Below are 26938 nucleotides of genomic sequence, written 5' to 3'. Positions count from 1 at the left end.
TCCCGGCCGAAGTCCTCTTTACCCGTGACGCGAGGACCTCTGCCGTACGAAGATGTCCACATGTCAGACACTCCGAGCAGCGCACTGCCGCGCCAGGTCGCCGACGCATACGTCGACGCGTACATCGAACTCGACCCGATCACAGGTACCTATCTCGGTGTCGCGGAAAGCTACCGCAGGCTGCCCGATCTCTCGCCCGCCGGTCAGGCCGCCATGGCCGAACTCGTCCGCCGCACCCTGGTGGAACTCGACGCCGCCGAGCGGCTTCCCGGGGCGGACACCGAGGAGGAGAAGCGCTGCGCACGGCTGCTGCGGGAACGCCTGACGGCCGAACTCGCCATCCATGAGGCGGAGGAGGGCCTGCGGGCCGTCTCCAACATCCACTCCCCCGTACACAGCCTCCGTGACGTGTTCTCGGCGACGCCGACCGCCACGGACGAGGACTGGGCCGCGATCGTCGACCGGCTCCGGGCGGTACCGGCCGCGATCGACGGGTACCGCGCCTCGCTCGCGCTCGGTCTGGAGCGCAAGTTGTACGGGGGCCCCCGCCCGACCGCCACGTTCATCGGGCAGCTGGGTACCTGGGCGGGCGAGGGCGGCACGGGGTTCTTCCAGGACTTCGTGGCCCGGGGACCCGATTCGCTGCGCGCGGAGCTGGACGAGGCCGCCGGCCGGGCGACCGCGGGACTCCTCGCGCTGCGGGACTGGCTGACCGAGGTGTACGCCCCCGCGATCGAGGGCGCCCCGGACACCGTGGGCCGTGAGCGCTACGCCCGCTGGGCCCGCCAGTTCAACGGCACGGACCTCGATCTGGACGAGGCGTACGCCTACGGCTGGTCCGAGTACCGCCGCCTGATGACCGAGATGAAGAAGGAGGCGGACAAGATCCTTCCGGGCGCGGGCCCGTGGGAGGCGCTCGCCCACCTCGACGTGCACGGCAAGCACATCGAGGGCGTGGACGAGGTACGGGACTGGCTGCAGGGGCTGATGGACGAGGCCATCGAGGCCTTGGACGGCACGCACTTCGAACTCGCCGAGCGGGTAAGGAAGGTGGAGTCCCGCATCGCTCCCGCCGGGGGCGCCGCCGCTCCGTACTACACGGGCCCGTCCGAGGACTTCTCGCGCCCCGGCCGCACCTGGCTGCCCACCATGGGCCAGACGCGCTTCCCCGTCTACGACCTGGTGTCCACCTGGTACCACGAGGGCGTGCCGGGTCATCACCTCCAGATCGCGCAGTGGACGCACGTCGCCGAGAGCCTCTCCCGGTACCAGGCGTCGATCGGCCATGTCAGCGCCAACGCCGAGGGCTGGGCGCTGTACGCCGAGCGGCTGATGGACGAGCTGGGCTTCCTCCCCGACGCGGAGCGCCGCCTCGGTTATCTGGACGCGCAGATGATGCGTGCCTGCCGGGTGATCGTCGACATCGGCATGCACCTGGAGCTGGAGATTCCCGCGGACTCGCCCTTCCACCCGGGCGAGCGGTGGACCCCGGAGCTGGCTCAGGAGTTCTTCGGAAGCCACAGCGGCCGGCCGGCCGACTTCGTGGAGAGCGAGCTGACCCGCTACCTGTCGATGCCGGGGCAGGCGATCGGCTACAAGCTGGGCGAGCGGGCCTGGCTGCTGGGCCGGGAGAACGCCCGCAAGGCGCACGGCGACGCCTTCGACCTCAAGGCATGGCACATGGCCGCCCTTTCGCAGGGGTCGCTCGGCCTCGACGATCTGGTGGACGAGCTGTCCAAGCTCTGATCCCGCCGGTGGCGGGGCCCGGTGCGCTGCCACCGGGCCCCGCCGCCTGGCCGGCACGCACACCCCGGTCCTTCGGGCCCTCCCGAAGCCCCGAAGCTCCCGAAGCTCCCGACGAATGAGTCCCGCATGGCTCCGCCCGGATTCCTGTTCTGCCGCGACCCGCTGCGACCGGCACGGCCGGACGGCGCCTTCGCCCAGGAGGCCGCCGCGGCCCGGCAAGCAGGCGCCCCGGTGGTACTGGTCGACCACGACGCGCTGCTCGCCGGGGACGCGGAGGCAGCCGTCGGCCGGGTACCGCGCGGTTCGGGGCCGTACTGGTACCGGGGTTGGATGATTCCGCAGGGTCGCTACGGAGAGCTGGAGCGGGCTCTCGTCGCGCGCGGCTGCTCGCTGCTCACCGACGCCGTCGCCTATCGGACGGCCCACGAACTCCCAGGCTGGTATGCGGTGTTCACGGAGCTCACCCCGGCCAGTGTGTGGCTCCCGCTGACGTCGGGGAACGCCACGCGCGGTCACGCACCGTGGTCCCGCCTCGCCCGGCCCCTCGGCTCCGGACCGGGGATCGTCAAGGATTTCGTGAAGTCCCGCAAGCACGAGTGGCACGAGGCGTGCTTCGTGCCGGAACTCGGGGACGCGGAGCGGCTCACCGCCGTCATCGACAGGTTCCTCGCACTGCAGGGCGACTTCCTGGCCGGTGGAGTGGTGCTGCGCGCCTTCGAGCGGTTCGTGCCGGGCGGTGAGGCACGGGTGTGGTGGGTGGACGGCGAGCCGGCGCTGGTGACGGCTCACCCGGACACGCCCGGCCGGTCGGCGGGGCCGTCGCTGGGTGCCGTCCGCGAGGCGGTGCGGGAGCTCGGCTGCCGATGGGTGACCACCGACATGGCACTGCGCGAGGACGGGGTCTGGCGTGTCGTGGAGGTGGGCGACGGCCAGGTCAGCGGTCTGCCCCCGGAGGACGACGGCGGGAGACTGTTCGCCGCGCTCCTCGCGAGGTGACCGGGTGGCACCGGGTACTCCTCCCCGGCGGGCCGTCAATCGCTGAGCGTGCCCACCGCCCGGTGGCGCACCGCGGACCCGTGCCTCTCCTTCACCACCTCGAGCTGGGCGGGGATACGGCGCCTCAGGTCCGCGACATGGCTGACGATGCCGACGCTGCGGTCCCGCTCCCGGAGCGAGTCCAGGACGTCGAGCACCTCGTCCAGCGTCTGGTCGTCCAGGCTGCCGAAGCCCTCGTCGATGAACAGGGTGTCCAGGCGTACGCCTCCCGCCTCGTCCGTCACCACGTCGGCGAGGCCGAGCGCCAGGGCGAGCGACGCGAAGAAGGTCTCGCCGCCGGACAGGGTCGCCGTGTCCCGCTCCCTGCCCGTCCAGGAGTCGACCACGTGCAGGCCGAGTCCCGCCCGCCGGCCTCCGCTGCGCTCGTCGGAGTGGACCAGGGTGTAGCGGCCGGACGACATGCGCTGGAGGCGGGCGGTCGCCGCGGCCGCCACCTGTTCGAGGCGGGCCGCCAGCACGTAGGCCTCCAGGCGCATCCTGCGCTCGTTGTCCGCCGAGGTCCCCGCGGTCAGGCCGGCCAGCCGGGCCACTCTCTCGTACTCCGTACGCAACGGCCGCAGCCCGCGCACCTCTTCGGCGGTGCGGTGCGAGAGCCGGCCGAGTTCGGCGCTGCGCTCCCGTGCGGCGGCGTGGTCGGCGGCGCCGTCGCGCAGTGCCCGCGCCGACAGTTCGTACGCCGTCCTCGCCGCGTCGGGCGCGGCGGGCGGGCGCTCTGCGGCTGCCCTGGCGTCCGCCTCGGCCAGCCGGTCGGCGACCGTCGCGGCCTCGGTCTGCCAGGCGTCGATCCGGTGCTGGAGTTCGCGCTGCGCGGTGTCGCCGAGAATCTTCGCAGCGGCGGCCTGCGGGGTGTCGAACCCGGCTCGGAACGCGGCGTCGGCGAGCCTGCCGTCCGCTTCCTTCAGCCTCTCGGCGGCGCTCTGTTCGGCACGGAGCGCCTCAGCCGCTTCCTCGAGCAGGCCGGCCCGCCGTTCCAGCAGGTCCGCGTGTTCGGCGACGGAGCGGCACGCGCCCCGGGCCTTGGCCAGCTCGGCTTCCAGCGCGTCCTGTTCACGGTCGAGTGCTTCCCGCTGCGAGGTGCGGGCAGCGGCGCGCCGCTCGGCCTGCTGCCGTTCGTCGAGCCGCCCGAGGTGCTCGCGTTCGGCGGTGGCGAGGGCCTCTCTGGCCGCGTGCGTCCCGGCGGCCAGGCGGTGCGCGTCCGTGTGCTCCCCGGTCAGCCGGTCCACGGTCTCCTGGAGTCCGGCGACCGATGCGAGGTGACCGGTGGCCGCCGGTCCGGACGCGGAGTCCGGGTCCGGACCGGATCCTGCGCCGACGCGGTCGGCCGGCTCGGCGTCTCCGGCCGCCTCCGCCCGTGCCGCCGCGTGCCGTTCGCGCAGGACGCCGAGTTCGCTCTCCGCCTCGGCACGTGCCTGTTCGGCGCGCCGGTGGACGGTGAGCGCGGCTTCCTCCGTGGCCCGGTCCACGTGGTCCGCCTGCGCACGGGCGGGGTCCGGGTGCTCGGTCGAGCCGCACACCGTGCAGGCCACGCCGTCGGTGAGGCGGTCCGCCAGCTCGGCCGCGATGCCCTGGAGGCGCTGCTCGCGCAGCCGTAGCCAGTCCTCGTGCGCCGCCACCGCGCGCTCACGGGCCTCCGTGAGAACCCCCGATGCAGCCTTCTCCTGCGCGCCGAGCACGTCGCGCCGCCGGGCGGCGTCCAGCCGTCTGCGTGCCGGACCGAGCCGACCGGCCAGCTGCTCCGCCCGGGTGGCGGCATCCTGCGCCGTCTGCACCCGCTCCCTGAGACTCCGGTGGGTCGCGTCCCAGCCGGCCAGCCAGTCCGCCGCCTCCTGGATCAGTTCGTCGTCCGCCCTGGACTGCCTTTCCAGACGCGCCCGTTCGGTGCCGATCTCGCTGCTGCGGTGTTCGGCGCGCTTGGCGGCGTCGAGTCCGCCCAGCTCCGCCCGCAGCCGGCGCTCCCTTTCCGCCAGCTGGTCGAAGCCGGCGTCGGCCAGTTCGGGCGGGAGTCCGGCGCGGGACCGGTCCCGCGCCGCCACGGCCGCGGTGTGTGCTCGCGCGGCCTCCTCCCGCAGTTCGAGCGCGGGGGCGACCAGGTCCGCCTTACGCGCGCGGGTCAGCTGCTCGTGGCAGCGGTCGCGCTCGGCCCGGCGGCCCTCGAGCCCCGCCGCTCGCCTCCGGGTCTCCTCGTACCGCTGCTGAAGGCGTGCCAGTTCGCGTTCCGCTTCCAGCACGTCGCGCGCTGCCGCGTTCCTGCCCTCCGCAGCGGCCAGGACGCATTCGGCGATGTCCAGCCGTTCCCGGGCCCCGCTGCGCGCGACGGCGGCCCACTGGAGGACCCCCTCGGCCAGGCCCGGCTCACCGGGGCGGTCCTCGGGGAGAGGGGCCTCGTCCGCGGCCGGTCCGGCCGCCTGCGCGATGCGCTGGGCCAGGGCGAGGACCTGCTCGTCGGCCGCCTTGACCCGGGCTTCCGCCGTACGCCGCAGCTCGGCCAGGCGTTCCTCGACGGCGGCGAAGCGGCGGGTGTCGAAGAGCCGCCCGAGCAGTTTGCCGCGCGCCTCGGCATCCGCACGCAGGAAGCGGGCGAAGTCGCCCTGGGGAAGCAGGACGACCTGGCAGAACTGGTCCCTGCTCATCCCGACGAGTCCGCCGATCTCCTCGCCGACCTCCTGGTGGGAGCGGCTGAGGGCCTGCCATCCCCTCTCGGGGTCGTACTCGCGCAGGAGGCTCTGTGCCTTCTCGGTGGTGAAGCCGCCGCCGCGCTTCTTGGGGCGTGGCTGCGCAGGCCGCCTGGTGACCTCCAGCCGGCGCCCGCCGACGGTCAGTTCAAGGCGTACCTCGGTCGGCAGGTCGAGCGGGGCGTGGTCGCTGCGCAAGGAGGTGCCCGGGCTCTGCCGGGCACCGGGCACGGCGCCGTACAGCCCGTAGCAGACGGCGTCGAGGACGGAGGTCTTGCCCGCGCCGGTCGGTCCGTGCAGCAGGAAGATCCCCGCCGAGGACAGGGCGTCGAAGTCGACTTCCTGGGTGGCGCCGAAGGGTCCGAACGCGGTCAGGGTGAGCCTGTGCAGCCTCAACGGGACACCTCGTGGACGCCGTCGCCGACCCGCACGTCGTCGAAGGCGGCGCGCAGCACCGTCCGCTCCTGTGCGCTGGGGCCGCTTCCACCGCGTACGTGGGCCACGAAGTCCTCCGCGATCTGCTGGTCGTCGCGCCCGCTGAGCCGCTGTGCGTAGGACGCGAGTGGGTCCTCGGGGCCGCGTTCCGGGTCGAAGACGAGGCTGAGGGTGTACGGGAAGCGCTCGACGAGCCGGGCCATCGGCTCGTCCGGGCGCGCCGGATCCGTGAGGGTGGCCTCCACCCAGGATTCCCGGTGCCGTTCGAGCACGGGATCCTCCAGCAGGGAGTCGAGGCGTCCGCGGAGCCGGGCGAGGGGGCGCGGTACGGGGCAGTCGATCCGCTCGGCGGCCAGATCGCCCCGGGGGCCGAGGTCCACGAGCCACATGGTCTTGCGGTGCACGTGCTCGGAGAAGGAGTAGGCGAGCGGGGAGCCCGAGTAGCGGACCCTGTCCGTCACGGTCTGGGAGCCGTGCAGGTGGCCGAGCGCGACGTAGTCGACGCCGTCGAAGACCCCGGCGGGGACGGCGGCGACACCGCCGACCGTGATGTCGCGTTCGCTGTCGCTGGGCTGCCCGCCGGCCACGAACGCGTGGGCGAGCACCACGGAGCGCGTCCCGTCCGGCCGGGCGGCGAGATCGGCCCGTACACGGTCCATGGCGGCCGAGAGGACGGCTTCGTGCCCTGCCTTCGAGGCGCCGAGCGTGTCCTTGACGAGGGCGGGTTCGAGATACGGCAGCCCGTAGAAGGCCACGTCGCCGTGGGTGCCGTCGCGCAGCACGACCGGGGTGGCGCAGCCCGAGGGGTCGGTACGCAGATGGATCCCGGCCCGGGCGATCAGTCCGGCGCCGACGCCCAGTCTCCGGGCCGAGTCGTGGTTCCCGGAGATCATGACGGTGGGTACGCCGGCCGCCGCGAGCCGGTGCAGCGCGTCGTCGAAGAGCTGGACGGCCGACAGCGGCGGTACGGCACGGTCGTACACGTCGCCCGCCACGACGACGACGTCGACCGCGTGCTCCCGGACCGTGTCCACGAGGTGGTCGACGAAGGCGGCCTGGGCGTCGAGCAGGGACACCCGGTGGAGCGAGCGCCCCAGGTGCCAGTCCGAGGTGTGCAGAATCCTCACCACGCCACCCCGAGCCGCGTCACTCCGAGGCACGCCACTCCGAGCCACGCCGCGACCAGCCACACCGCTTCGGGCCGCGCCGCCACGGGCCAGGTCGCTCCGACTGCTTCGCCCGGCATGTTCCGCTTCCTCCGCACCCTGGATCCCACGTGTTCCACTCTGTCCGCCTTCTCCGCCTCCGGCCCACGGGTCGGGACCTGCCCCGCCCGGGCCACGCGTCCGGCCCGACCACGCCGGTGCCGTGCCGTACCGGAGTCCTCATCAGCCCCGGACATCGCCGTACGCCTCGCCACCGAGTTCGAGGGTCGCGGCTCCTGCCGTGGCGTCGGCCAGCCAGGCCCTGAAGTCCTCGACCTCGGTCTCCGGCAGCCCGATCTCGAAGGTCACCGCCTCCGCGTACGTGACGTCGTGCACGGCCCGGCCGCCCGCGCGCAGATCGTTCTCCAGCTTCCCCGCGCGGTGGTGGTCGACGGTCACCGTGAGGAGACGGAACCGGCGGCGGGTGATCGTGCCCAGCGAGTCGAGTGCCTCGCCGACCGCACCGCCGTACGCCCGGATCAGCCCGCCGGCGCCCAGTTTGACTCCACCGAAGTAGCGGGTGACCACGGCCACGGCGTACCGCACGTCCCGACGCATGAGCATCTGGAGGATGGGGACGCCGGCGGTGCCTCCGGGCTCCCCGTCGTCGCTCGCCTTCTGCACGGAGGCGTCGGCACCGATGACGTACGCGAAGCAGTTGTGGTTGGCGGTGGGGTGTTCCTTGCGGATGCGTGCGATGAACTCCTGCGCCTCGTGCTCGGTGGCGGCGGGAGCGAGCGCGCAGAGGAAGCGCGATCGGCTGACCTCGGTCTCGTGCACACCCGCGCGGGCGACGGTGCGGTACTGCTCCTGCATCAGCCCACCCTATGCGCCGGTGCCGCCGGACAGTTCACCCTTCCGTGGGGAATGGTCCGACGGGACCGTCCGTTGTCAGGGCATGTACGCAGACGAAGAGACGATCCGCGGGATTCTTCAGGACTCGGGCGACACCTGGGCGGTGGTCGGACTGTCCGGCAACCGCTCCCGTGCGGCTTACGGGGTGGCGGAGGTCCTCCAGCGCTTCGGCAAGAGGGTGGTCCCGGTCCACCCCAAGGCCGAGACGGTCCACGGCGAACAGGGGTACGCCTCGCTGGCGGACATACCCTTCCCCGTCGACGTGGTGGACGTCTTCGTCAACAGCGACCTGGCGGGAGGCGTCGCCGACGAGGCGGTGGCCGTCGGAGCGAAGGCGGTCTGGTTCCAGCTCGGAGTCGTCGACGAAGCGGCGTTCGCCCGCACGCGGGAGGCCGGTCTCGCCATGGTGATGGACCGCTGCCCCGCGATCGAGATACCCCTCCTGCGGAACGGCTCCTAAGCTCGCTGCCGGCGCTTCCCGTCCTCCAGACGTCACCGTCGCCACTCCCGCTGCCGCCCGCCCAGCCGATTCCGCAGGGTAGGCGTGGTGTCGCTACAGGTCACCGGCGGGGAGAATGCGGGACGTGACACAGCATCCCGTCCTCAGCGATGGACGCACGGCCTCGCAGCTGCACGAGCTCGGCCTGCGGCGGGGCGGTGTCGTGCTCGTCCACGCATCGATGCGCTCCGTGGGTGGGGACGCCGGGACGGTGGCCGAAGCGCTGCGTGGCGCCCTGGGCCCAGGTGGAACCCTCGTCGTCCCGGCCTTCACCCCGGAGAACTCCGACACCTCACGCTCCTACCTGGACCGCGTCCGAGGCCTGAGCGACGAGGCATGTGCGGCCGTGCGGGCGGCGATGCCCCCGTTCTCCCCGGGGGTTTCTCCCGCACCGGCCATGGGGGCGCTCGCGGAGACGGTGCGGCTCACTCCCGGCGCTCTGCGCAGCGCTCACCCGCAGACCTCGTTCGCGGCGGTCGGCCCGGCGGCGGAGAAGCTGCTCACCGGCCACCGCCAGGACTGCCACCTGGGCGAGGGCTCCCCTCTCGCCCGGCTCTACGAGACCGACGCACAGGTCCTGCTGCTGGGCACCGGCTTCGACACCTGTAGCGCCTTCCACCTCGCGGAGTACCGTCGCCCCGCCCCGCCGCCCCGCCGGGTGTACCGCTGCGTGGTGGAGTCGGCGGGCACGCGCCGCTGGTGGGAGTACGAGGACATCGTGCTGGACGACGGCGACTTCGCGGCCCTGGGGGGCGACTTCGCGCGCGAGGGCCGCGCGGCCGGGGCGGTCCGGTCCGGGCGGGTGGGCTCGGCGACCGGCCTGCTCTTCGGCCTCCGGGCAGCGGTGGACTTCGCCCAGGGCTGGTTCGGGCGCCATCGGCCCGCGCGTCCGTAGCGTGGGAGCCGCGTCACGTCCGCCCGCGCCCCTGGTCGTCCGCGTGGATCGCGGGCCCTTTCACCGCCGCTCCACCGCTGCCGCGCCGGGTGGTGCCCACCGCAGCGATCGGCTCGGCGGGGATGCGGCCGCGGCGCGAACCGCCCCGGTGTGCTGACGCGGGGCCTACGCCGACAGCCTCCAGGTTCTGCTCACTTGCCCTCTCGGCGGACCGGCGGGATCGAGACCGCCATAGTCATCTCGACCGGCTCGGTGCCGTCGTTGCGGTAGTCGTGCGGCACGTGGGCCTCGAAGGTCGCCGACGTACCCGCCGCCACGGCGTGCGGCTCGCCGTCCACGATCAGCGTCAACTCGCCCGCCGTGACGTGGAGGAGTTCGACCGTGCCCTCGGGGTGCGGGTCGGAGGCGCTGCCGTCGCCCGGCATCAGGCGCCAGGACCAGAGCTCGATCGGCCCCCGTGCCTCGGTACCGACCAGGAGCGTGGTCGAACTGCCCGCCTTCGTGGACCACATGCGCACGGCCTGCCCCTCGGGCACCAGCCGCACCTGTGGCCCCTGCTCGTAGTCGAGGAGGGTGGTGATGCTGACGCCCAGCGCGTCGGCCAGTTTGACGGTGGTGCCGACACTCGGGTTCGTACGCGCCTGCTCGATCTGGATGATCATGCCGCGGCTGACCCCTGCCCGGGCCGCGAGAGCGTCCAGGGTGAAGCCCCGCTCACCTCGCCAGCGCTTGAGGTTGCGGGCGAGCGACTGGGTGAGCTGATCGAGGTCAGACACGTTCCGTCCAATATTCTGGATGACAGAGTCGAAAATAATGCACTACGGTGTGGTGTACCCACCGACCACCGCACTGTACTGCGAGGCGCCCGATGACAGCACTGTTCGCCCTGGCCACGAGCCTGTTGTGGGGCCTGGCGGACTTCGGCGGCGGACTGCTCACCCGTCGTCTGCCAGCACTCACCGTCGTGGTCGTCTCGCAGTGCATCGCGGCCGTGGTCCTGGGCGTCGTCGTGATCGCGACCGGGGCGTGGGACGAGGCCGGAGGCAGGCTCTGGTTCGCGGTGGCCGCGGGTGCCGTCGGACCTGTCGCGATGCTGAGCTTCTACAAGGCTCTGGCACTGGGCCCGATGGGCGTGGTCTCTCCGCTCGGCTCACTCGGTGTCGCGGTCCCGGTGGGGGTGGGCCTGGCCGTCGGGGAGCGGCCGGGACTGATCCAGTTCGCCGGGGTGGCGGTCGCCGTCGTGGGGATCGTCCTGGCCGGCGGGCCGCAGCTGCGCGGAGCGCCGGTGCAGCGTCAGGCGGTCCTGCTGACCCTGCTGGCGGCCTTCGGTTTCGGAGCGGTGATGGCACTGATCGCGGAGGCCTCAACGACCGTGACCGGCCTCTTCCTGGCCCTGTTCGTGCAGCGCGTGACGAATATCGCGGTCGGCGGGACGGCCCTGTACGTCTCGGTGCGGCGAGGTGGTCGCGCCCTCCCGCAGGACAGCGGCTGGTCCGTCGTACGGTCCGCGCTGCCGGCTCTGGCCTTCGTCGGGCTCGCCGATGTCGCGGCGAACGGCTCGTACGCGATGGCGGCAGGGTACGGCCCCGTGACGGTCGCCGCCGTCCTGGCCTCGCTGTATCCGGTGGTCACCGCGCTCGCCGCACGCGGCTTCCTGGGCGAGCGGCTGCGCGGGGTCCAGGCCGCGGGCGCGGGTCTGGCCCTGCTGGGCACGGTCCTGCTGGCGACGGGCTGAGGGAAGCGCGGGGGACGGACACCGAGACGGGACGGGCGTTCCGACGGAGGATCAGCCCTACAGCTCGACCCCGTCACCGCCCAAGCCCTCCACCTAGGCCCCCTCACCGCCCACCCCGCGATCAGCTCTCCGCCGCGGGGTCGTCCAGGAGCAGCGCGACCGCCTGCAGCTCTTCGGAGGTGACGCCGGCCGGGATGGGCACCGGTGCGGGTGTGCGCAGGGGCGGCTGCCAGCCCTGCTCCGGGTCCCAGCTCCGCACGACACGGGCCGGCGCCCCCGCCACGACGGCGTGGTCGGGCACCTCTCCGCGTACGACGGCTCCCGCCGCGACCACCACGTTCCGGCCGAGTCTGGCCCCCGGGAGGATCACCGCCCCGGTCCCGATCCAGCAGCCCGGACCGATCGCGACGGGTTCCATGCGCGGCCACTGCTTGCCGACGGGCTCATGGGGATCGTCATAACTGTGGTTGGTGGAGGTGATGTAGACGTACGGACCGCAGTACGTGTCCGACCCGATCGACACCGTGGTGTCGGCGATGACGTGACTGCCCCGGCCCAGCACCACACCGTTGCCCAGCGTCAGGATGGGCTCGGACCCGAGGTCCAGATCGGGCATCAGCCCGGCGGTGAGCGTCACCCGCTCACCGATGATGCAGTGGTCGCCCAGCTCGATCCACGGCTCCCCGAAGACCGTGCCCTGGGGGAACGCGAGACGGGTACCCGTGCCGATGCGGCCGAACCGTAGCCGTCCCGGGTGCTGCGCGGTGACCGCTCCGGTCTCCTGCGCCCAGGCCCAGACGCCGTGGACGGCGCGGGACATGGCACCTCGCCCGAGGCGGGAGAGGGAGGAGAACGTGTTTCGGTTCTTCGGCACCTGCCCAAGGTAGTCCGACCGCCGGGAACGCATCCGCGCGACGGGCTGTGATGTTCACCCCACCTCCCGGTGCGGGTCGGGGCGTCCATTACGGTTCGTCCGGAGCACGGCACGGCCGAGGGGCGCCGCGCGCACCACACCGAGGAGCAGGCGATGGCAGAGCAGGCGTTGGTCACCGGCATCGGCGGCAGGGAACCGGACATCGATCCGGACGCCTTCCTCGCGCCGACGTCCGTCGTCATCGGCGAGGTGTCGATGGCGGCCGGTTCCAGCCTCTGGTACCAGGCCGTGCTGCGCGCCGACTGCGGCCCGATCTCCCTCGGACCGGACAGCAACATCCAGGACAACTGCAGTGTGCACACCGACCCCGGCTTCCCCCTGACGGTGGGCGCCCGGGTCTCCGTGGGCCACAACGCGGTCCTGCACGGCTGCGTCATCGAGGACGACGTACTGGTCGGCATGGGCGCGACCGTGCTCAACGGCGCGCACATCGGCGCGGGTTCACTGATCGCGGCGCAGGCTCTCGTGCCGCAGGGGATGCGGGTACCTCCGGGCTCCCTCGTCGCCGGCGTACCGGCAAAGGTCAGGCGGGAGCTGACCGAGGAGGAGCGCGAGGGCATCGCCTTCAACGCGGCCGGTTACGTCGAGCTCGCGAAGGCGCACCGCGAGGCCCACCGGGTCTGAGCCCGTGGAGCCCCGGTGCGGTGTCCGGGGTGTCAGTCGGCCGCGCGCACCGCGTCCGGCTCGGGCGCCGCCACCGGCAGGTCCGCCCGTTCCGCCGCCTTCTTGGCCCGGTTCTTCAGTACGAGCATCGAGGCCAGGCCGATCAGTACGGCCACCAGCAGTCCCAGCCAGGAGAAGCGCTTGAGCCAGGCCTCGGCGGCGACGCCCACGGTGTAGACGACCGCGGTCGTGCCGCCGGCCCAGACGATTCCGCCGAGGACGTTGGCGATCAGGAACTTCCAGTACGGCATGCGCAGGACACCGGCCAGGGGCCCGGCGAAGATGCGGAGCAGCGCGACGAAGCGGCCGAAGAAGACCGCCCACATGCCCCACTTCTCGAACGACCTCTCGGCCAGGGCGATCTGTGGCGCCCCGAAGTGCTTGGGGAACTTCCCACCGAGCCAGGCGAGCAGAGGACGGCCTCCCCTGCGGCCGATGGCGTAGCCGATCGAGTCGCCGATGATCGCTCCGGCCGACGCGCAGACACCGAGCACCACAGGGTCGATGTGACCGTGCTGGGAGGCGAGGAGGGCCGAGCCCACGAGGATGATCTCGCCGGGCAGCGGAATGCCCAGGCTCTCCAGCCCGATGACGACCCCCACCAGGAGGTAAATGCTGACCGCGGGTACGGTCTCCAGCCACTCCTGGACGTGCATCGCCGAACCTTCCCGTCAAGAGATCTGCCGTCGCGCACCACGCGTGGCGCACGGCGGGCAGCCTACCGGTCCGGCAGAGGCGGGCGGCCGCCGCGGCCCCCGGCCGGGGCTCGCGGGGCCGCTCTCCGGTCAGCGGTTGGGGCGCAGGGTCCAGACCACGCTCATCTCACTGGTCACGGCGCCGTCGGCCCGCCGTATCTCCACGCTCACCGGGAACTCGGGGCGCTTGCCCTCGTCGAGTTCGGCGACGACCTCGTCCGCAGGGCGGCCAAGCACCGCGGTCGCGGTGAGTTCGCCCATGGCCACCTTCTTGAAGGCCATCTCCGTGGTGACGGGCAGTGGGACCGCCCGTGCCATCTGGTCGCCGAAGGCGGCGACGACGATCGCGCCGCTCGCCGACTCGGCGAGGGTGAACATCGCTCCGGCGTGCGGGCCGCCGAGGTGGTTGTGGTATTCGGCCTGGTCAGGGAGCGAGAGCACGGCGCGCTCCGCGGTCGTCTCCAGGTACGTGATGCCAAGGGTCCGGACCATCGGGACGCTCGCGGACAGCATGTCTCCGACTGTCATCTCTTCAGTGCTCATGGAGCGCGATGTTACTAGCCGGTAGCAGGCTTTGACCATCCCCTCACAGGGGCGCCCGTAGCAGTGGGTCCACCCGCCCTCTATGGTTACTGGCCATGTGGCCAGGACAGCAGCCGCCCGGGGGCGAGCAGAACCCGCAGGACAAGAACCAGAACCCGTACCAGCAGCCGGGGTACCAACAGCCGAATCCCTATCAGCAGCCGGGATATCAGCAGCAGGGCCAGCCGGGTTACCCGCAGGGCAACCCGTACCAGCAGCCCACCGCGCCGCAGTACGCCGTGCCGGGGCAGCCCGGTGGCCCGCAGCCGGACGACAAGAGGAAGACGACGATCGTCGCCGTCGTCGCCGCCACCGCGGTCGTCGTCGCGGCGGTCGTCACGGGCGTCGTCGTCATGAACAAGAAGGACGACGAGGGCGGCTCGACCGAGGCCGGCGGAAAGTCGTCCTCGTCCCCGAAGCCGTCCGCCACCGCCTCCTCCCCCGCGGCGAACCCGCGCGGCGGCGAGGAGGCCGCGCCCACCGTCCCGGGCTGGAAGGTCGTGACCAACCCCAAGTGGGGCACGCGGTTCGACGTGCCCGGCGACTGGGAGGTCGCGGGCGCCGGCGTGTTCTCGGGCTTCGAGGACGTGAAGGACCCCACCGGCCCGCCTGCCGCCGGTTTCAGCGCTCCCGCGTTCTACAAGAGCAAGTGGTGCGTCGACGACTCCGACAAGGACGGCACCGACGAGGACACCGGCCTGGCCGGCGTCGGCACCAAGGGTGGGCAGGGCGCCACGAGCACGGACCAGGCGGCCGAGAACGAGGCCGCGCACATGGTCTACGCCGCCTACGGCCAGGAGGACCCGAAGAACAAGGTCAAGATCGGCACGGCCAAGCCGTACACGACCAAGTCCGGCCTCTCGGGCAGCGTCGTCACCGCCACCGCGACAGGGCTGGCGAACAAGGACAAGTGCGACACCGACGGCAAGTCGATCGCGTTCACCTTCAAGAACGCGAAGGACGAGTACTCGTCCTGGATCCTCTACGCCAACGCCGGTGTCGACGACGAACTCCCCGACACCACCATCCAGAAGATCCTCAGCACCGTGCGGCTCACGGAGGCCGGGGAGAGCACCGAGAGCCCGTCCTGAGCCACCGGCGCCCGAGGCCCCGGGGATGACCATTTGGCGGCAGGGGGGTGCGGCGGGGATAGTCCCCTGGTGACTTCCCCCGCCTCTTCCTCCTCGGCCGCGCTCCGCACCCTGCGGAAAGAGCGGAACTTCGGTCTGCTGACCGCCGCCGCGATCATCACGAGCCTGGGGACCCACGGCGCGCTGATCGCGGCGGCGTTCGCGGTTCTGGAGGCGGGCGGCGACGCCGGCGACGTCGGTCTCGTGGCCGCCGCTCGTACGGCGCCGCTGGTGCTCTTCCTGCTCATCGGCGGCGCGGTCGCGGACCGTGTCCCGCGCCACCGGGTGATGGTGGCGGCCAACACGCTCAACTGCGTCTCGCAGGCCGTCTTCGCCTGGCTGGTACTGACCGGTTCCGCCGAGCTCTGGCACATGATGCTGTTGACGGCGCTCTGCGGAACGGGACAGGCGTTCTTCGCTCCGGCGGCCGAGGGCATGCTGATGTCCAGCGTCGACGGGGAGCGGGCGGCCCGGGCCTTCGCGCTCTTCCGGATGTCGATGCACGGCGCGGCCATCGGCGGAGCGGCTCTCGGCGGCGCCCTGATCGCGGCCATGGACCCGGGGTGGGTGCTCGCGGTCGACGCGGCGGCGTTCGCGGTGGCCGGTGCCCTCCGGGCGTTCCTCGACGTGAGCCACATCCCCGCGCGCGAGTCGGGCGGCGGGCTGCTCGCCGATCTGCGCGACGGCTGGCGCGAGGTGGCGGGACGTCCCTGGCTCTGGGCGATCGTCCTGCAGTTCAGCGTGGTCGTCGCCGTGGTCGGGGCGGCCGAGGCGGTCTACGGGCCACTGGTGGCCAGGGACCAGCTCGGCGGGGCGCGTCCCTGGGGATTCGCGCTCGCCGCGTTCGGGGTCGGCACGCTGGGCGGGGCACTGCTGATGATGCGCTGGAAACCACGGCGGCTGCTGCTGGCCGGAACGCTCTGCGTGTTCCCGCTCGCGCTGCCGTCCGCGGGGCTGGCGGTACCGCTGCCGGTGGCCGGCCTCTGCGGCGTGATGTTCGTGACCGGAGTCGCCATCGAGGTGTTCGGCGTCTCCTGGATGACCGCCCTGCACCAGGAGATCCCGGAGGAGAAGCTGTCCAGGGTCTCGGCGTACGACTGGTTCGGTTCGGTCGCGATGGTGCCCCTGGCCACGGCGGCGGCCGGCCCGGTGGAGTCGCTCGTGGGCCGCAGCGAGGCGCTGTGGGGCTGCGCCGCGCTGATCGTGCTGGTGACCGCGGGCGTGCTGCTCGTGCCCGACGTACGGAATCTGACACGCCGCGGCCCCGCGGAGGAGCCGGGCGTACCGGTCGGGCCCCGGAAGTCAGCCGATACCGAAAGCACCGTCGGGGGGCTCGGGTGAGGCGACGGCGTCACTGTCGTCCACCGGCTCCGCGCCGCCGATGAGCCGGTCGAGCGCGGCACCGTGCTGGACCCGCGCGGGGAAGACGTCGGCCGCGCACAGCCTGGTCAACCGGGCGATGTCGAGCGGCGCGCGGGAGGCGACGAGCACCGTGTTGCCGAAGCGCCGCCCGCGCAGCACGGCCGGTTCCGCGATGAGCGCGAGCTCGTCGAACACCTCCGCGAAGTTGGCCAGTTGGGGACGGAGGAAGGTGAAGGGCGCGCTGTCGGCCAGATTGGCCGCGTAGACGCCGTCCGCCCTCAGGAGCCGTGCGGCGGACCGCGCGTACTGGACCGACGTGAGGTGGGCGGGCACGCGGGCGCCGCCGAAGACATCCGCGATCAGGAGGTCGGCGGAGTCCTGCGGTGCCTGTTCGAGCCAGGCGCGGGCGTCCGCGGCGTGCACCGTGATCCCGGCTCCCCGTGGCAACGGCAGATGCTCGGCGACCAGCTCGACGAGCCCGCCGTCCGCCTCGGCCACGTCCTGCCGCGAGCCGGGACGGGTCGCGGCGACATAGCGCGGCAGCGTCAGCGCGCCCCCGCCGAGATGCACGGTGTCCAGCGGCGCCCCCGGAGTCGCTGCCCGGTCCACGACGTGGCCGAGCCGGCGTACGTATTCGAACTCGAGGTGCTCCGGGTCGTCGAGGTCGACGTAGGACTGCGGGGCGTCGTCCACCGTGAGCAGCCAGGCCCGGTCCCGGTCGACGTCGGGCAGCAGCCTGGCGGTGCCGCGGTCGGTGTCCCGGATGACGGGTATCGGCTCGTTCACTCCCCCATTGTGAGGGGCGCCGGGCCCGCTCCCGGACGGATCAGCCGTTCCAGAGCGCGGCGACCGCTTCGGTGTGCGCGACGGACTGGGCCAGGCCGGCCCTGGCCGCCGCGGCCCGCCGGGCGGGGTCGAGGGAGTTGCGCCCGATCACCTTCCGGGTGCCGGCGTCCGGGGTGATGACCTCCACCCGGGCGCCCGCGGCCTCCAGTTCGGCGGCCTGCGCGCGGGGCGAGGCGATCACCTTGGTGCCGCTGGCGGTGGGGGCGATGACCACGACCCGCCCGTAACCGGCGGCGAGCTGCGCGTTGGCCGGGGAGTACACCCCGCCGTCGATCCAGCTGCCGCCCCCGGCGCTCACCGCCGGCCGGACCAGGGGAACCGCGCAACTGGCGGTGACCGCGTCGGTGAGGGAGACCGTGCCCGTCCCGTCGAAGGTGTGCAGGGCGCCGGTGAACGCGTCCACGGCCGTGACCAGCAGGTGCCGCTCGGGCCAGTCGGACGACGGCAGCCGGTCCGCGGTCGCCCGGTGGCACTCGGCGGCGGTCGCTCCCGGACGGCGGTCCCGGGCCAGCGCGCCCAGTCTGCGGCCGTACTCGTCCGGAGTACGGGAGGTGAGCACGGCGCGGGCGTAGCGCAGGAGGGTGACGGGGCCGAGCCTGCCCGCCGTCGCCTTCCTGTCCTCCGGGTCTGCGAGCTGCCGTTCGTAGAGCTCGCCGATGCCGACGAGGCCTGACGCGAGCTGCGCCCCGACGACGGCGCCCGACGAACTCCCGACGATCAGATCGGCCGTGGACAGGTCTACGCCCGCCTTGGCGAGTCCGTGCAGGATGCCGGTTTCCCAGGCTGTGCCGGTGACGCCTCCGGCACCGAGTACGAGAGCTGTGTCTGCCATCCGCCCAGTCTGACGCACAGGGTGCTGCCCGCCTCCCCGGGGCCGGGGAGGCGGGCAGGCGGGCAGGCTCAGAGCAGCCCGGTGACCGTACCGGCGCCCACCGTCCGGCCGCCTTCGCGGATCGCGAAGCCGAGGCCGGACTCCAGCGGGACGTCACGGCCGAGCTCGACCGTCATCATGACCGTGTCGCCGGGCCGCGCGACCGCCGCCTCACCCAGGTCGACGTCCCCGACCACGTCGGCCGTGCGGATGTAGAACTGGGGCCGGTATCCCGTGGTGACCGGTGTCGTGCGGCCCCCTTCCCTGGCGGACAGGACGTAGACCTGCGCGGTGAACCGCCTGCTCGGGGTGGTGCTGCCGGGCGCGGCCACCACATGCCCACGGCGCACCCGGTCACGCTCGACCCCGCGCAGCAGCAGCGCGACGTTGTCACCGGCCTCCGCGGACTCCATCGGCTTCCCGAAGGTCTCCAGGCCGGTCACGACGGTCTCGACGTCCGCGCCGAGCACCGACACCCGGTCCCCGACGCGCACCGTGCCCCGCTCCACAGCCCCGGTGACGACGGTGCCACGGCCCGTGATGGTGAGCACGTTCTCCACGGAGAGCAGGAACGGCGCGTCGGTGTAGCGCACCGGCATCGGTACGTACGTGTCGACGGCGTCGAGCAGCCCCTCGATGGACGCGGTCCAACGCGGGTCGCCCTCAAGGGCCTTGAGCCCGGACACCCGTACGACCGGCAGGGTGTCCCCGCCGTAGCCGTGCGCGGTGAGCAGCTCACGCACCTCCAGCTCCACCAGGTCGGCGAGCACCGAGTCCTCGTCGTCGGTGACGGCGTCGGCCTTGTTCAGCGCCACGACGATGTGGTCGACGCCGACCTGACGGGCCAGCAGGACGTGCTCGGCGGTCTGCGGCATGATGCCGTCGAGCGCGGATACGACGAGGATCGCCCCGTCGAGCTGCGCCGCGCCGGTGACCATGTTCTTGACGTAGTCCGCATGGCCGGGCATGTCGACGTGCGCGTAGTGACGGGTGTCGGTCTCGTACTCGACGTGCGAGATGTTGATGGTGATGCCGCGCTGCGCCTCCTCCGGGGCCCGGTCGATCCGGTCGAACGGCACGAAGGTGCCGGTCCCCCGGTCGCTCAGCACCTTGGTGATGGCGGCGGTCAGTGTGGTCTTGCCGTGGTCGACGTGGCCCATGGTGCCGATGTTGAGATGCGGCTTGGTGCGCACGTAAGCCGTCTTGGGCATGGCTCGTTCCTTGGTGTTCGAAGCTGAGAGGAGAAGACCCCAGGGCCCCGCCGACCCTCCCCTTGCGGGGTCCGCCGGACTGTCGGGGGAGGGTCAGCTTCGGGCGCCGCCGAAGGGCGCATCGGCAGCGGTGAACGCTGCGACGGTTGCTGCTGCGACCGCGGATGCGCGTGTGGCCGCGAGGCTCACGGCAGCCTTCGGCGCGGCCGCGACTGCGGACCGAGCTGCGAGGAAGGCGTACCGGAACATGCCCTGATCATGGCTCAGCGGAGCGGCACCGTCGAATGCTTTTCGGACGAGGCGAGGCCACCGCGTGGGGGGGGGCGGGGCCGCCAGCCGCCACCCGGCGCGACTCCTGGAAGCTCGGGGCCCGGCACCCGGGCTTCGAGGGCCGGAACGCGGCGACTCACTCGTTCGAGGGTATGAGAGGAGGGATCGGCTCGATCCTTGAGCTTCGGGATTCGGGCGTCGAGACGCGGGCTCCGGGATTCGAGCCGTATGGGTATCCGGTAGGGAGGTAAGGGTGGTTGAGGAAACCTGCCCACCCTTCCCGACCCGTCACGGCCAGCAAGTATGACTAATGGTGACCAGCTTGCGGCGCAGCGTCGCGGCTGCTTACCGTGCCCACAACGAAACGACCCCGACACGGTGCGATCAACACCGGGCCGGGGTCTCACCCCAAGATCGAAGTAGGCGATCTCGTGGCTACCGAGAACCTTAGCTCCGCCCTGCGCGCGCCCGCAGCATCGCGCCCGTACGCCAAGGCCGTGCACGGCTACGGAAAGCGCTCAACTCCTCACCAACACCCGCCCCGCGCCGACGACTTCAGGCTCCTGCCGGAGCGGGAGCGGTACATCGCCGGATACGTCGACCGGCTGCCCGAGGGTGGCGCCATGGACGTCAAGTCACTGGCCAGGGCCCTGCCTCTGTACGGGCAGATGGCCGTCGGCACCGCGTTGAGGGCCTTGGGCGTGGCGGGTCATCTCCGGCGCGTACGGTGCCAGGTCGTCGACGGTGGCCGGAGCCGCTGGGTCACCCGGACCTTCTGGTCCCGCACCGCCCGCGACGGCGAATGGTGGGACGCCTTCACCATGGCCGAGGACCACCGGGCCACCCAGGCAGCCGATACGACCTCGCCGTCCCTCGGATCTGCGGCGGCCGTCGCAGATCCGGCCGAAGCGGATATCCCGACACCGGCCGCACCGCCCCGGCCGGCCACCGTGCCTGCGGTGCCCCGGCAGCGGAACTCCGAGCCGGCCGAGCCCGATCCGTCGCCCGCGTACCTGGCACTCGCCCGACTCGGCCGCATCGAACCCCGCCTGGCCCTGTCCGCCGCCGACTGCACCGCGCTGGAGGGGCCGGCCGCCGCGTGGCTGGACCGGGGGGTGAACACCGACTACCTGACCCGTGCCCTGGTGTCCGGCCTGCCCGCCGAGGTCGGCTCGCCAGTCGGCCTCGTACGCCGTCGCCTCACCGACAAGATCCCACCGCGCCTGCCTGCCACACGGGCACCGGCAGCCTCAGCCGCTCCGGTACGCCGCGTGCTGATGGAATGCACCGGATGCGGGGCTCCCGGACCGTCCGAGGCCCTTCCCGACGGCCTCTGCCGCGCCTGCCGAACAGCGGCACCGGGCTCGACGCAGGCAGCCCCTGCCGAGGTGCCCGCCGCACGCGATGTCCAAGCGCTGGTCAGCGGCCTCCGAGACCTGCTGCGAGCGCCCTGAGCTCCGTGGTCGAGCGGGCCTCGGACAGCGACACCCCACCGTTTGTACGCGCAGGTGTCGCACCTGTACACGGGGGCTACGTGACGGGGCAGCCGGCCGCCGCGTTGATCCGGACGGCGGTGACCAGTGGTACGGGACCTACGGGGCGGGGCGTGACGATGAACGCGGACATGGGTACGGACGAGGCGGCCGGGGCACGGCCGGAGGACGAGCCGGGCACGGGGATGGTCGCGGCCTTCGGCCGGCTGCTGAAGCGTGTGCGTACGACAGCCGGAATGGAACGGGCCGAGCTCGGGGCCCGGCTGGGATACGCGGCATCGACGATCGCGTCCTACGAACTGGGACGGCGCATCCCGCCGCCGAAGTTCATCGATCAGGCGGACGAGGTCCTGGGCGCCCGAGGGGTGCTGAGGGAGCTCAAGGAGGACGTGGCCAGGGCCCAGTACCCGGCGTTCTTCCGGGACGCGGCGAAGCTGGAGGCGGAGGCCGTCGAGCTGCATGTGTACGACACGCATGTGATCAACGGGCTTTTGCAGACAGAGGCGTACGCACGAGCCGTCTTCGCGATGCGGCGCCCCCTGTTGAGTGAGGCAACGGTCGATCAACGTGTAGCGACACGGATGACCCGACAGGAGGTCTTCGCCCGGATGAACCTACCCACACTCAGCTTCGTCATCGAGGAGTCGACGGTGCGGCGCCCCATCGGTGGCCGGGCGGTTCGGCGTGGGCAGCTCGAACAGCTGTTGCTGCACGGCCGGAGGCGGAACGTCGAGATCCAAGTCATGCCCACCGACCGCGAGGAGCACTGCGGGCTGGCGGGCCCGTTTACCTTGATCGAGACACGCACCGGGCAGCGGATCGCATACGTTGAAGTACAGAGGGACAGCCGTCTGTACACCGAACGGGCGACGGTCAGAGAGATCGCGGGGCAGTACAGCATCCTCCGGGCGCAGGCGCTGACCCCGTGTGAGTCGCTGACCTTCATCGAGAGGCTTCTGGGGGAGAAATGACCATTCAGCACGCGGAGCTGACCGTGCCGGAATCGGCTTGGTCCAAGAGCAGCTACAGCAGCGGTGAAGGGGGGCAGTGCGTGGAGGTCGCGGCCAGTGGAGGGGCCGTGCACATCAGGGATTCCAAGGACCTTTCCCAACCGATCGTCTCCGTGCTGCCCGGAACTTGGGCGGGATTCATCGGCCTGGCTGCTGAGCGAACTACCTGAGGCGGCAGTTGCCGTTCGGCGCGAGGGCCCCGCAATCGAAAGGGGGGCGCGGCTCTCGCACCCTTACTCCCGACAGAACATGGTCATCAGCCGACCGGAGCGACCGCCCATGCCGCCCGGCGGTGCGCAAGGGGTAGGTGCGTGATGAGTGACTTCCCTCCCTCCGCCCGCACACAACGGCGATCACACATCTGTTTCGGTTACGCTCCCCAGATGTTCGACCCCGTCTCCGCAACACGGCCGTCCGGTGGCCTCGCAGTGCGCTGTACGAGGGCGCTGCTCTCCCCCTGGTCCCGGTTCTCCCTGCTCGTGGCAGTGCTGTTGGGTGCCGCCACCACGATGCTGCTGTTCGAACCGCAGCGGCTGCTGGCCTCCGGTTGGCCACCCCAACTCACGGGTTCCGCAGCGGCGATGCTGTTCGGCCTGGCGTACGGCGTGTGCACCGTGGCGTTCGTGCCACGCCCACTGCTCAATCTCGCCGCCGGAGCGCTCTTCGGCGCCCAGGCGGGCCTGGCGGCGGCGCTGGCCGGTACCGTCCTGGGGGCCGGCGTCTCCTTCCTGCTGGGCAGGGTGCTGGGGCAGGACGCGCTCCGTACGCTGCTGCGCGGAAAGTACCTGAAGGCGGCGGACGGGCTGTTGAGCCGGCACGGCTTCAGGTCGATGCTGGCGCTGCGTCTCTTCCCCGGGGTTCCCTTCGCGGCGGCCAACTACTGTGCGGCGACCTCCCGGATGGGCTACCCGCCGTTCCTCCTCGCGACCGGACTCGGTTCCATCCCCAACACGGCCGCCTACGTGATAGCGGGCAGCTCGGCCTCCTCCCCGACCTCTCCGGCTTTCCTGGCGGCGATGGGCTTCATCGTGATGTCCGGCGCGGGGGCGGCGTTGGTCGCCTGGCGCAGGCGCCACCGGCTCACCGTGGCCGCCGGCCCGTCCTGACGGCTGTCCGACGCGGCGAAGCCGGGGGCAGCGGAGTGTCTGTTCACTCGCAGGCGATACGCTGCGCGCAACCGACAGAGGATGTCCGGGACCGTGACGTCCCGCCCCCTTTTCTGACCGTATCCGCACACCGCCGACGGGCTTCGCGTCCGTCGGCCGTTGCATGAGCATCTCCGGGATGGCCAAAGCCCCATGAGCTGGTTCGAATCATTCGTCCTGGGCCTCGTTCAGGGACTGACCGAGTTCCTGCCGATCTCCTCCAGCGCGCATCTGCGGCTGACCGCGGCGTTCGCGGGCTGGCACGACCCGGGAGCGGCGTTCACCGCGATCACCCAGATCGGTACCGAGGCCGCAGTCCTCATCTACTTCCGCAAGGACATCGCACGCATCGTCTCGGCCTGGTTCCGGTCGCTGACCAATTCCGCCATGCGCAGGGACCACGACGCCCAGATGGGCTGGTTGGTCATCATCGGGTCGATTCCGATCGGCGTGCTCGGAGTCACCTTCAAGGACCAGATCGAGGGCCCGTTCCGCGACCTGCGCCTGATCGCGACGACCCTGATCGTCATGGGTGTGGTCCTCGGCATCGCGGACCGGCTGGCGGCCCGGGACGAGACCGGCGGCAAGCACCGGGCGATCAAGGAGCGGAAGTCGCTGAAGGAACTGGGGGTCAGGGACGGTCTGATCTTCGGCTTCTGCCAGGCGATGGCCCTGATTCCGGGCGTCTCGCGCTCGGGCGCGACGATCAGCGGTGGCCTGCTCATGGGCTACACCCGCGAGGCGGCGGCCCGCTACTCCTTCCTGCTGGCGATCCCGGCGGTGCTGGCCTCGGGCGTCTTCGAGCTGAAGGACGCGGGCGAGGGGCACGTCTCCTGGGGGCCCACCATCTTCGCGACGATCATCGCGTTCGTGGTCGGGTACGCGGTCATCGCATGGTTCATGAAGTTCATCACGACGAAGAGCTTCATGCCCTTCGTGATCTACCGCGTGATCCTGGGCATCGTGCTGTTCATCCTGGTCAGCGCGGGTGTGTTGAGCCCGCATGCCGGCGAGTCGGCGGGCTGAGGCAGGTTCGAACGAGCGGATTCATCCCGTTCGTTCCTCACGAGAGGGCCGGCCGAGCGACCACGAATCGTGCGGGCATCCCGGACGGGCCGGTCGGATCGCCGGCCCGCGGCCGTAGAATCGGCCCATGCCCACACCACACTCCGAGCCGACACCTGCCCGGTCGCTCGCCGAGCTGAACGCGGAGATCCGCGCGCTCGTGGACAGTGGTCTGCAGTCCCTGGACGCCCGCCAGGATTACGAACGGCTGCTGGTCGAGTGGGGTTCCGCGGTGCAGCACGGCGCTGCGGAGGCGGCCTGAACCGCGGAATGGCCGCAGCGGTCCGGCCCACCGTCCGGCGGTGGATCGAAGGTCTGGTCTCCGGGCCCGGCGACGCCGTGGTGGTTGAGGAAGCGCCGGCACAGAGGGTCCGGTGGCCCAGGAGGAGTTGAGGTCATGCCCGGTCGTCCGGGCGCGCGTTGACGTCGTAGGCCCTGACAGGCCCGTCATCGCGTGCTGCCCCTGATGTTGCGGCACAGCGAGCCTCCTTCTGCCCGGACCGCCGGGCGCACCTCCGGTGTGCGCGGTGGCGGGCCTCGTTGTCGGCAACCCGAGGGGTCTCCATGCCGTCCGCCGCATCTGCATCCGATCGATCCGTCCCGTCGAGCCTGTGGCGGAACGCCGACTTCCGCAGACTGTGGCTGGGGCAGACGGCATCCCAGCTCGGCGAGCACGCGGGTCTTGTGGTGCTGCCGCTCATCGCCGTTCTGACACTCGACGTGGGTGCGGGCCCGCTCGGCGCCCTGCGTGCCGTGGGTCAGGCGCCGGTTCTCCTGCTCTCGCTCTTCGTCGGCGCCTGGGTGGACAGATGGCGCACTCGCAGGGTGATGGTGCTGGTGGACGTGTGCCGGGCCCTTGTCCTGGGGGCCGCGGCCTTGGTCGGTGTCCTCGGCGGGCTCGACATGCCCGCGCTGTTCGCCGTCGCCTTCGCCATCGGGGCGCTGTCCGTGTTCTTCGACGTCGCCTACCAGGCCTCCGTGGTACGGCTGGTGCGACGGGACGAACTGGTGCGTGGCAACAGCGCCCTCGAGGGCAGCAGGTCGGCGGCCCAGATCGGCGGCCCCGCGCTGGGCGGTGCGCTGGTGTCCCTGCTGTCTGCACCGATCGCCGTTGCCGCCGGTGCGCTGTTCTTCGTGCTGTCGTTCGTGTCGATCCGGGGGATCCGCCGTTGCGAATCGATCCCGGAGCGCACGGAGCGTCCGCCCTCCGTGTGGCGGCAGATCCTCGATGGCCTGCGTTTCGTCGCCGGCGACGCCTCGCTGCGGACCGTGTGCCTGGCTTCGGCCGTCTTCCAGTTCGCCTTCGCCGCCGTGATGACCGTGTACCTGCTCTTCCTGCCACGCGAACTGCATCTGTCGGGCACCGCCGTCGGACTGACACTCGCGGCGACGGGACCGGGCGCGCTCCTGGGCTCCGTGCTGGCAGCCGGGCTGCCGAACAGATTCGGCTACGGCACGGTACTCGTGTCGGCGGCGGTGCTCGGCGACGGCGTGTTCCTGCTCGCACCCGCGCTGCACGGCTCTCCCTCGGTGACGGTTCCCGCGCTCGTCGCCATCAACTTCGTGTTCGGCGCCGGAGGCCAACTGGTGAGCGTGGCGGCCATGGCGGTACGCCAGACGGCCACCCCGGACGGGATGCAGGGCCGCGCCGCCGCGACGATCACCTTCGTCGGCATGGGGCTCACGCCTCTCGGCTCCCTGCTCGGCGGATTCCTCGCGGAGGAGTGGGGGCTGCGCACGGGTCTCCTCGTGTCGGCCGCGGGCATGATGCTGTCCCCGGCGGTGATGGCCCTGTCCCCGCTCGCCCGCCTCGGCAGGACGCTTCCGGCAGAGCTGGACGGCAGCGCTCCAGGGGCACCGGCAGCGGGCCGCCCGGCTCGGTAACCCCGCACGGCCCTTGGCGCGCCGCCCGCGCGGGCGCAGGATTGGGCGATGACACAGCGCGTGGCTCTCGCGACGGTGATGGACCGGCTCTCCATCGATGCAGTGATCACCGACTACGCCGTGGCGGTGGACGACGGCGCCTGGGAGGACTACGGCGCCCTGTTCACCCCGGACGGGCGCGCCGACTACCGGAGCGCGGGCGGCACGGAGGGGCCGGTGGCGGAGACCGTGCGGTGGTTGGAGGACAGCCTGCGTCTCCTCCCCGTCCGCCAGCACCTGATCGTCAACCGCCGCCTGGACCTCCAGGACCTCGGCGGCTACCCCGGCGACCAGGCGCGGGTGCGGGCCGACTACCTCAGCCCGGCCGGTACGTCCGGCGCATCCGGTACGTCCGGCACGGACGCGGAGGCCGGGGAGGCGGGGAGCGGGGGAACGGCGGCCCGGGGACAGCCGCCGGCCCTGGTCTCCGGCGGCCGGTACGTCTTCGAACTGCGGCGTACGGAACCGGGATGGCGGATCCGCACCGTCACGATGCACGAGAAGTGGCGGTACGGGCCCGGACCCGGCGGCTCCGAGACGAGCGGCCCGGGGGCAGCCCCCACCGGCTGACAGTGCCTGCGGCCGACGGCACGCCCCCTGTGCGCTGCTGATCTTCTGCACCACACTGGGATCAGGCGGA

27 protein-coding genes are annotated in these 26938 nt (G+C 72.0%); 16 read left to right on the top strand and 11 right to left on the bottom strand.

The window, feature by feature from the left end:
• The first annotated feature begins 60 nt into the window (after positions 1-60).
• Both AB0I83_RS17095 and AB0I83_RS17090 read left to right on the top strand, forming a co-directional pair.
• On the top strand, positions 61-1746 hold the full coding sequence (locus AB0I83_RS17095) for a DUF885 domain-containing protein (RefSeq protein ID WP_363305103.1): 1686 nt from the start codon (positions 61-63) through the stop codon (positions 1744-1746).
• 126 nt (positions 1747-1872) lie between these two features.
• Positions 1873-2742, top strand: coding sequence for an ATP-grasp domain-containing protein (locus AB0I83_RS17090; RefSeq protein WP_363305102.1), 870 nt, complete (start codon positions 1873-1875; stop codon positions 2740-2742).
• A gap of 35 nt (positions 2743-2777) precedes the next feature.
• On the opposite strand, the gene AB0I83_RS17085 is transcribed toward AB0I83_RS17090, so the two are convergent.
• From AB0I83_RS17085 to AB0I83_RS17070, 4 genes are all read right to left on the bottom strand, one after another.
• On the bottom strand, positions 2778-5870 hold the full coding sequence (locus tag AB0I83_RS17085; protein WP_363305101.1) for an SMC family ATPase: 3093 nt from the start codon (positions 5868-5870) through the stop codon (positions 2778-2780).
• Positions 5867-7036, bottom strand: coding sequence for an exonuclease SbcCD subunit D (locus AB0I83_RS17080; RefSeq protein ID WP_363305100.1), 1170 nt, complete (start codon positions 7034-7036; stop codon positions 5867-5869). The genes AB0I83_RS17085 and AB0I83_RS17080 overlap by 4 nt, the downstream gene beginning before the upstream one ends.
• Positions 7033-7155: a hypothetical protein gene (locus AB0I83_RS17075; RefSeq protein WP_363305099.1), complete on the bottom strand. Its 123-nt coding sequence runs from the start codon at positions 7153-7155 to the stop codon at positions 7033-7035. The genes AB0I83_RS17080 and AB0I83_RS17075 overlap by 4 nt, the downstream gene beginning before the upstream one ends.
• A 142-nt stretch (positions 7156-7297) precedes the next feature.
• Positions 7298-7930 carry a YigZ family protein gene (locus AB0I83_RS17070; RefSeq protein WP_356532667.1) on the bottom strand — a complete coding sequence of 211 codons (633 nt, stop codon included), beginning with the start codon at positions 7928-7930 and terminating at the stop codon, positions 7298-7300.
• A gap of 82 nt (positions 7931-8012) precedes the next feature.
• Here AB0I83_RS17070 and AB0I83_RS17065 point away from each other — a divergent pair, with 82 nt between their 5' ends.
• Positions 8013-8429, top strand: coding sequence for a CoA-binding protein (locus AB0I83_RS17065; RefSeq protein WP_356532665.1), 417 nt, complete (start codon positions 8013-8015; stop codon positions 8427-8429).
• A 115-nt stretch (positions 8430-8544) separates the two neighbouring features.
• Positions 8545-9363 carry an AAC(3) family N-acetyltransferase gene (locus AB0I83_RS17060; protein ID WP_363305098.1) on the top strand — a complete coding sequence of 273 codons (819 nt, stop codon included), beginning with the start codon at positions 8545-8547 and terminating at the stop codon, positions 9361-9363.
• Between the two features lie 191 nt (positions 9364-9554).
• Here the strand turns inward: AB0I83_RS17060 and AB0I83_RS17055 are convergent, their stop codons facing one another.
• Complete coding sequence (locus AB0I83_RS17055) at positions 9555-10139, bottom strand: XRE family transcriptional regulator (RefSeq protein ID WP_363305097.1); 585 nt, start codon at positions 10137-10139, stop codon at positions 9555-9557.
• A 92-nt stretch (positions 10140-10231) separates the two neighbouring features.
• On the opposite strand from AB0I83_RS17055, the gene AB0I83_RS17050 reads away from it, so the two are divergent.
• A complete protein-coding gene (locus AB0I83_RS17050; protein ID WP_356840754.1) occupies positions 10232-11098 on the top strand; it encodes an EamA family transporter in 867 nt (288 codons plus the stop codon).
• 121 nt (positions 11099-11219) lie between these two features.
• Here the strand turns inward: AB0I83_RS17050 and AB0I83_RS17045 are convergent, their stop codons facing one another.
• Positions 11220-11972, bottom strand: coding sequence for a DapH/DapD/GlmU-related protein (locus tag AB0I83_RS17045; RefSeq protein WP_356532658.1), 753 nt, complete (start codon positions 11970-11972; stop codon positions 11220-11222).
• 153 nt (positions 11973-12125) lie between these two features.
• On the opposite strand from AB0I83_RS17045, the gene AB0I83_RS17040 reads away from it, so the two are divergent.
• Positions 12126-12656: a gamma carbonic anhydrase family protein gene (locus tag AB0I83_RS17040; protein ID WP_356532657.1), complete on the top strand. Its 531-nt coding sequence runs from the start codon at positions 12126-12128 to the stop codon at positions 12654-12656.
• 32 nt (positions 12657-12688) lie between these two features.
• On the opposite strand, the gene AB0I83_RS17035 is transcribed toward AB0I83_RS17040, so the two are convergent.
• Both AB0I83_RS17035 and AB0I83_RS17030 read right to left on the bottom strand, forming a co-directional pair.
• Positions 12689-13351, bottom strand: a complete 663-nt coding sequence (locus tag AB0I83_RS17035) for a DedA family protein (RefSeq protein WP_356840757.1) — start codon at positions 13349-13351, stop codon at positions 12689-12691.
• Between the two features lie 129 nt (positions 13352-13480).
• Positions 13481-13918 (bottom strand): DUF4442 domain-containing protein, encoded by a 438-nt coding sequence (locus AB0I83_RS17030; protein WP_356532805.1) that lies wholly within the window; start codon positions 13916-13918, stop codon positions 13481-13483.
• Positions 13919-14028: 110 nt separating this feature from the next.
• Here AB0I83_RS17030 and AB0I83_RS17025 point away from each other — a divergent pair, with 110 nt between their 5' ends.
• Positions 14029-15063: a hypothetical protein gene (locus AB0I83_RS17025; RefSeq protein ID WP_363305096.1), complete on the top strand. Its 1035-nt coding sequence runs from the start codon at positions 14029-14031 to the stop codon at positions 15061-15063.
• A gap of 69 nt (positions 15064-15132) precedes the next feature.
• Positions 15133-16443: an MFS transporter gene (locus AB0I83_RS17020; RefSeq protein ID WP_363305095.1), complete on the top strand. Its 1311-nt coding sequence runs from the start codon at positions 15133-15135 to the stop codon at positions 16441-16443.
• Here AB0I83_RS17020 and AB0I83_RS17015 read toward each other — a convergent pair.
• From AB0I83_RS17015 to tuf, 3 genes are all read right to left on the bottom strand, one after another.
• Complete coding sequence (locus AB0I83_RS17015; protein ID WP_363305094.1) at positions 16405-17250, bottom strand: fused MFS/spermidine synthase; 846 nt, start codon at positions 17248-17250, stop codon at positions 16405-16407. The genes AB0I83_RS17020 and AB0I83_RS17015 overlap by 39 nt on opposite strands.
• Before the next feature lie 40 nt (positions 17251-17290).
• Positions 17291-18142: a patatin-like phospholipase family protein gene (locus AB0I83_RS17010; RefSeq protein WP_356532650.1), complete on the bottom strand. Its 852-nt coding sequence runs from the start codon at positions 18140-18142 to the stop codon at positions 17291-17293.
• A 68-nt stretch (positions 18143-18210) separates the two neighbouring features.
• Positions 18211-19392, bottom strand: coding sequence for an elongation factor Tu (gene tuf, locus AB0I83_RS17005; RefSeq protein WP_363305093.1), 1182 nt, complete (start codon positions 19390-19392; stop codon positions 18211-18213).
• A 701-nt stretch (positions 19393-20093) separates the two neighbouring features.
• Between tuf and AB0I83_RS17000 the strand changes: the two genes are divergently transcribed.
• The 8 genes from AB0I83_RS17000 (at position 20094) to AB0I83_RS16965 (ending at position 26868) form a co-directional block, all read left to right on the top strand.
• Positions 20094-21116 carry a MarR family transcriptional regulator gene (locus AB0I83_RS17000; RefSeq protein ID WP_363305092.1) on the top strand — a complete coding sequence of 341 codons (1023 nt, stop codon included), beginning with the start codon at positions 20094-20096 and terminating at the stop codon, positions 21114-21116.
• 158 nt (positions 21117-21274) lie between these two features.
• Entirely contained in the window at positions 21275-22126 is an 852-nt protein-coding gene (locus tag AB0I83_RS16995; protein WP_363305230.1) for a helix-turn-helix transcriptional regulator, read from the top strand.
• Positions 22123-22335, top strand: a complete 213-nt coding sequence (locus tag AB0I83_RS16990) for a DUF397 domain-containing protein (RefSeq protein ID WP_363305091.1) — start codon at positions 22123-22125, stop codon at positions 22333-22335. Before AB0I83_RS16995 ends, AB0I83_RS16990 begins: the two co-directional genes overlap by 4 nt.
• 213 nt (positions 22336-22548) lie before the next feature.
• Positions 22549-23271, top strand: coding sequence for a VTT domain-containing protein (locus tag AB0I83_RS16985; RefSeq protein ID WP_363305090.1), 723 nt, complete (start codon positions 22549-22551; stop codon positions 23269-23271).
• Between the two features lie 192 nt (positions 23272-23463).
• Positions 23464-24336, top strand: a complete 873-nt coding sequence (locus AB0I83_RS16980; RefSeq protein WP_356532643.1) for an undecaprenyl-diphosphate phosphatase — start codon at positions 23464-23466, stop codon at positions 24334-24336.
• 127 nt (positions 24337-24463) lie between these two features.
• Complete coding sequence (locus AB0I83_RS16975; protein ID WP_356532641.1) at positions 24464-24637, top strand: hypothetical protein; 174 nt, start codon at positions 24464-24466, stop codon at positions 24635-24637.
• 302 nt (positions 24638-24939) lie between these two features.
• Positions 24940-26259 (top strand): MFS transporter, encoded by a 1320-nt coding sequence (locus AB0I83_RS16970; protein ID WP_363305089.1) that lies wholly within the window; start codon positions 24940-24942, stop codon positions 26257-26259.
• A gap of 48 nt (positions 26260-26307) precedes the next feature.
• Complete coding sequence (locus AB0I83_RS16965) at positions 26308-26868, top strand: nuclear transport factor 2 family protein (protein WP_363305088.1); 561 nt, start codon at positions 26308-26310, stop codon at positions 26866-26868.
• Positions 26869-26938: the final 70 nt, after the last annotated feature.

Origin of the sequence: Streptomyces sp. NPDC049970 (genome assembly GCF_040660235.1) — a bacterium.
Lineage (GTDB): Bacteria > Actinomycetota > Actinomycetes > Streptomycetales > Streptomycetaceae > Streptomyces.
Note: the sequence above shows the minus strand (reverse complement) of the source record. Positions and strands in the feature narration are given on the sequence as shown.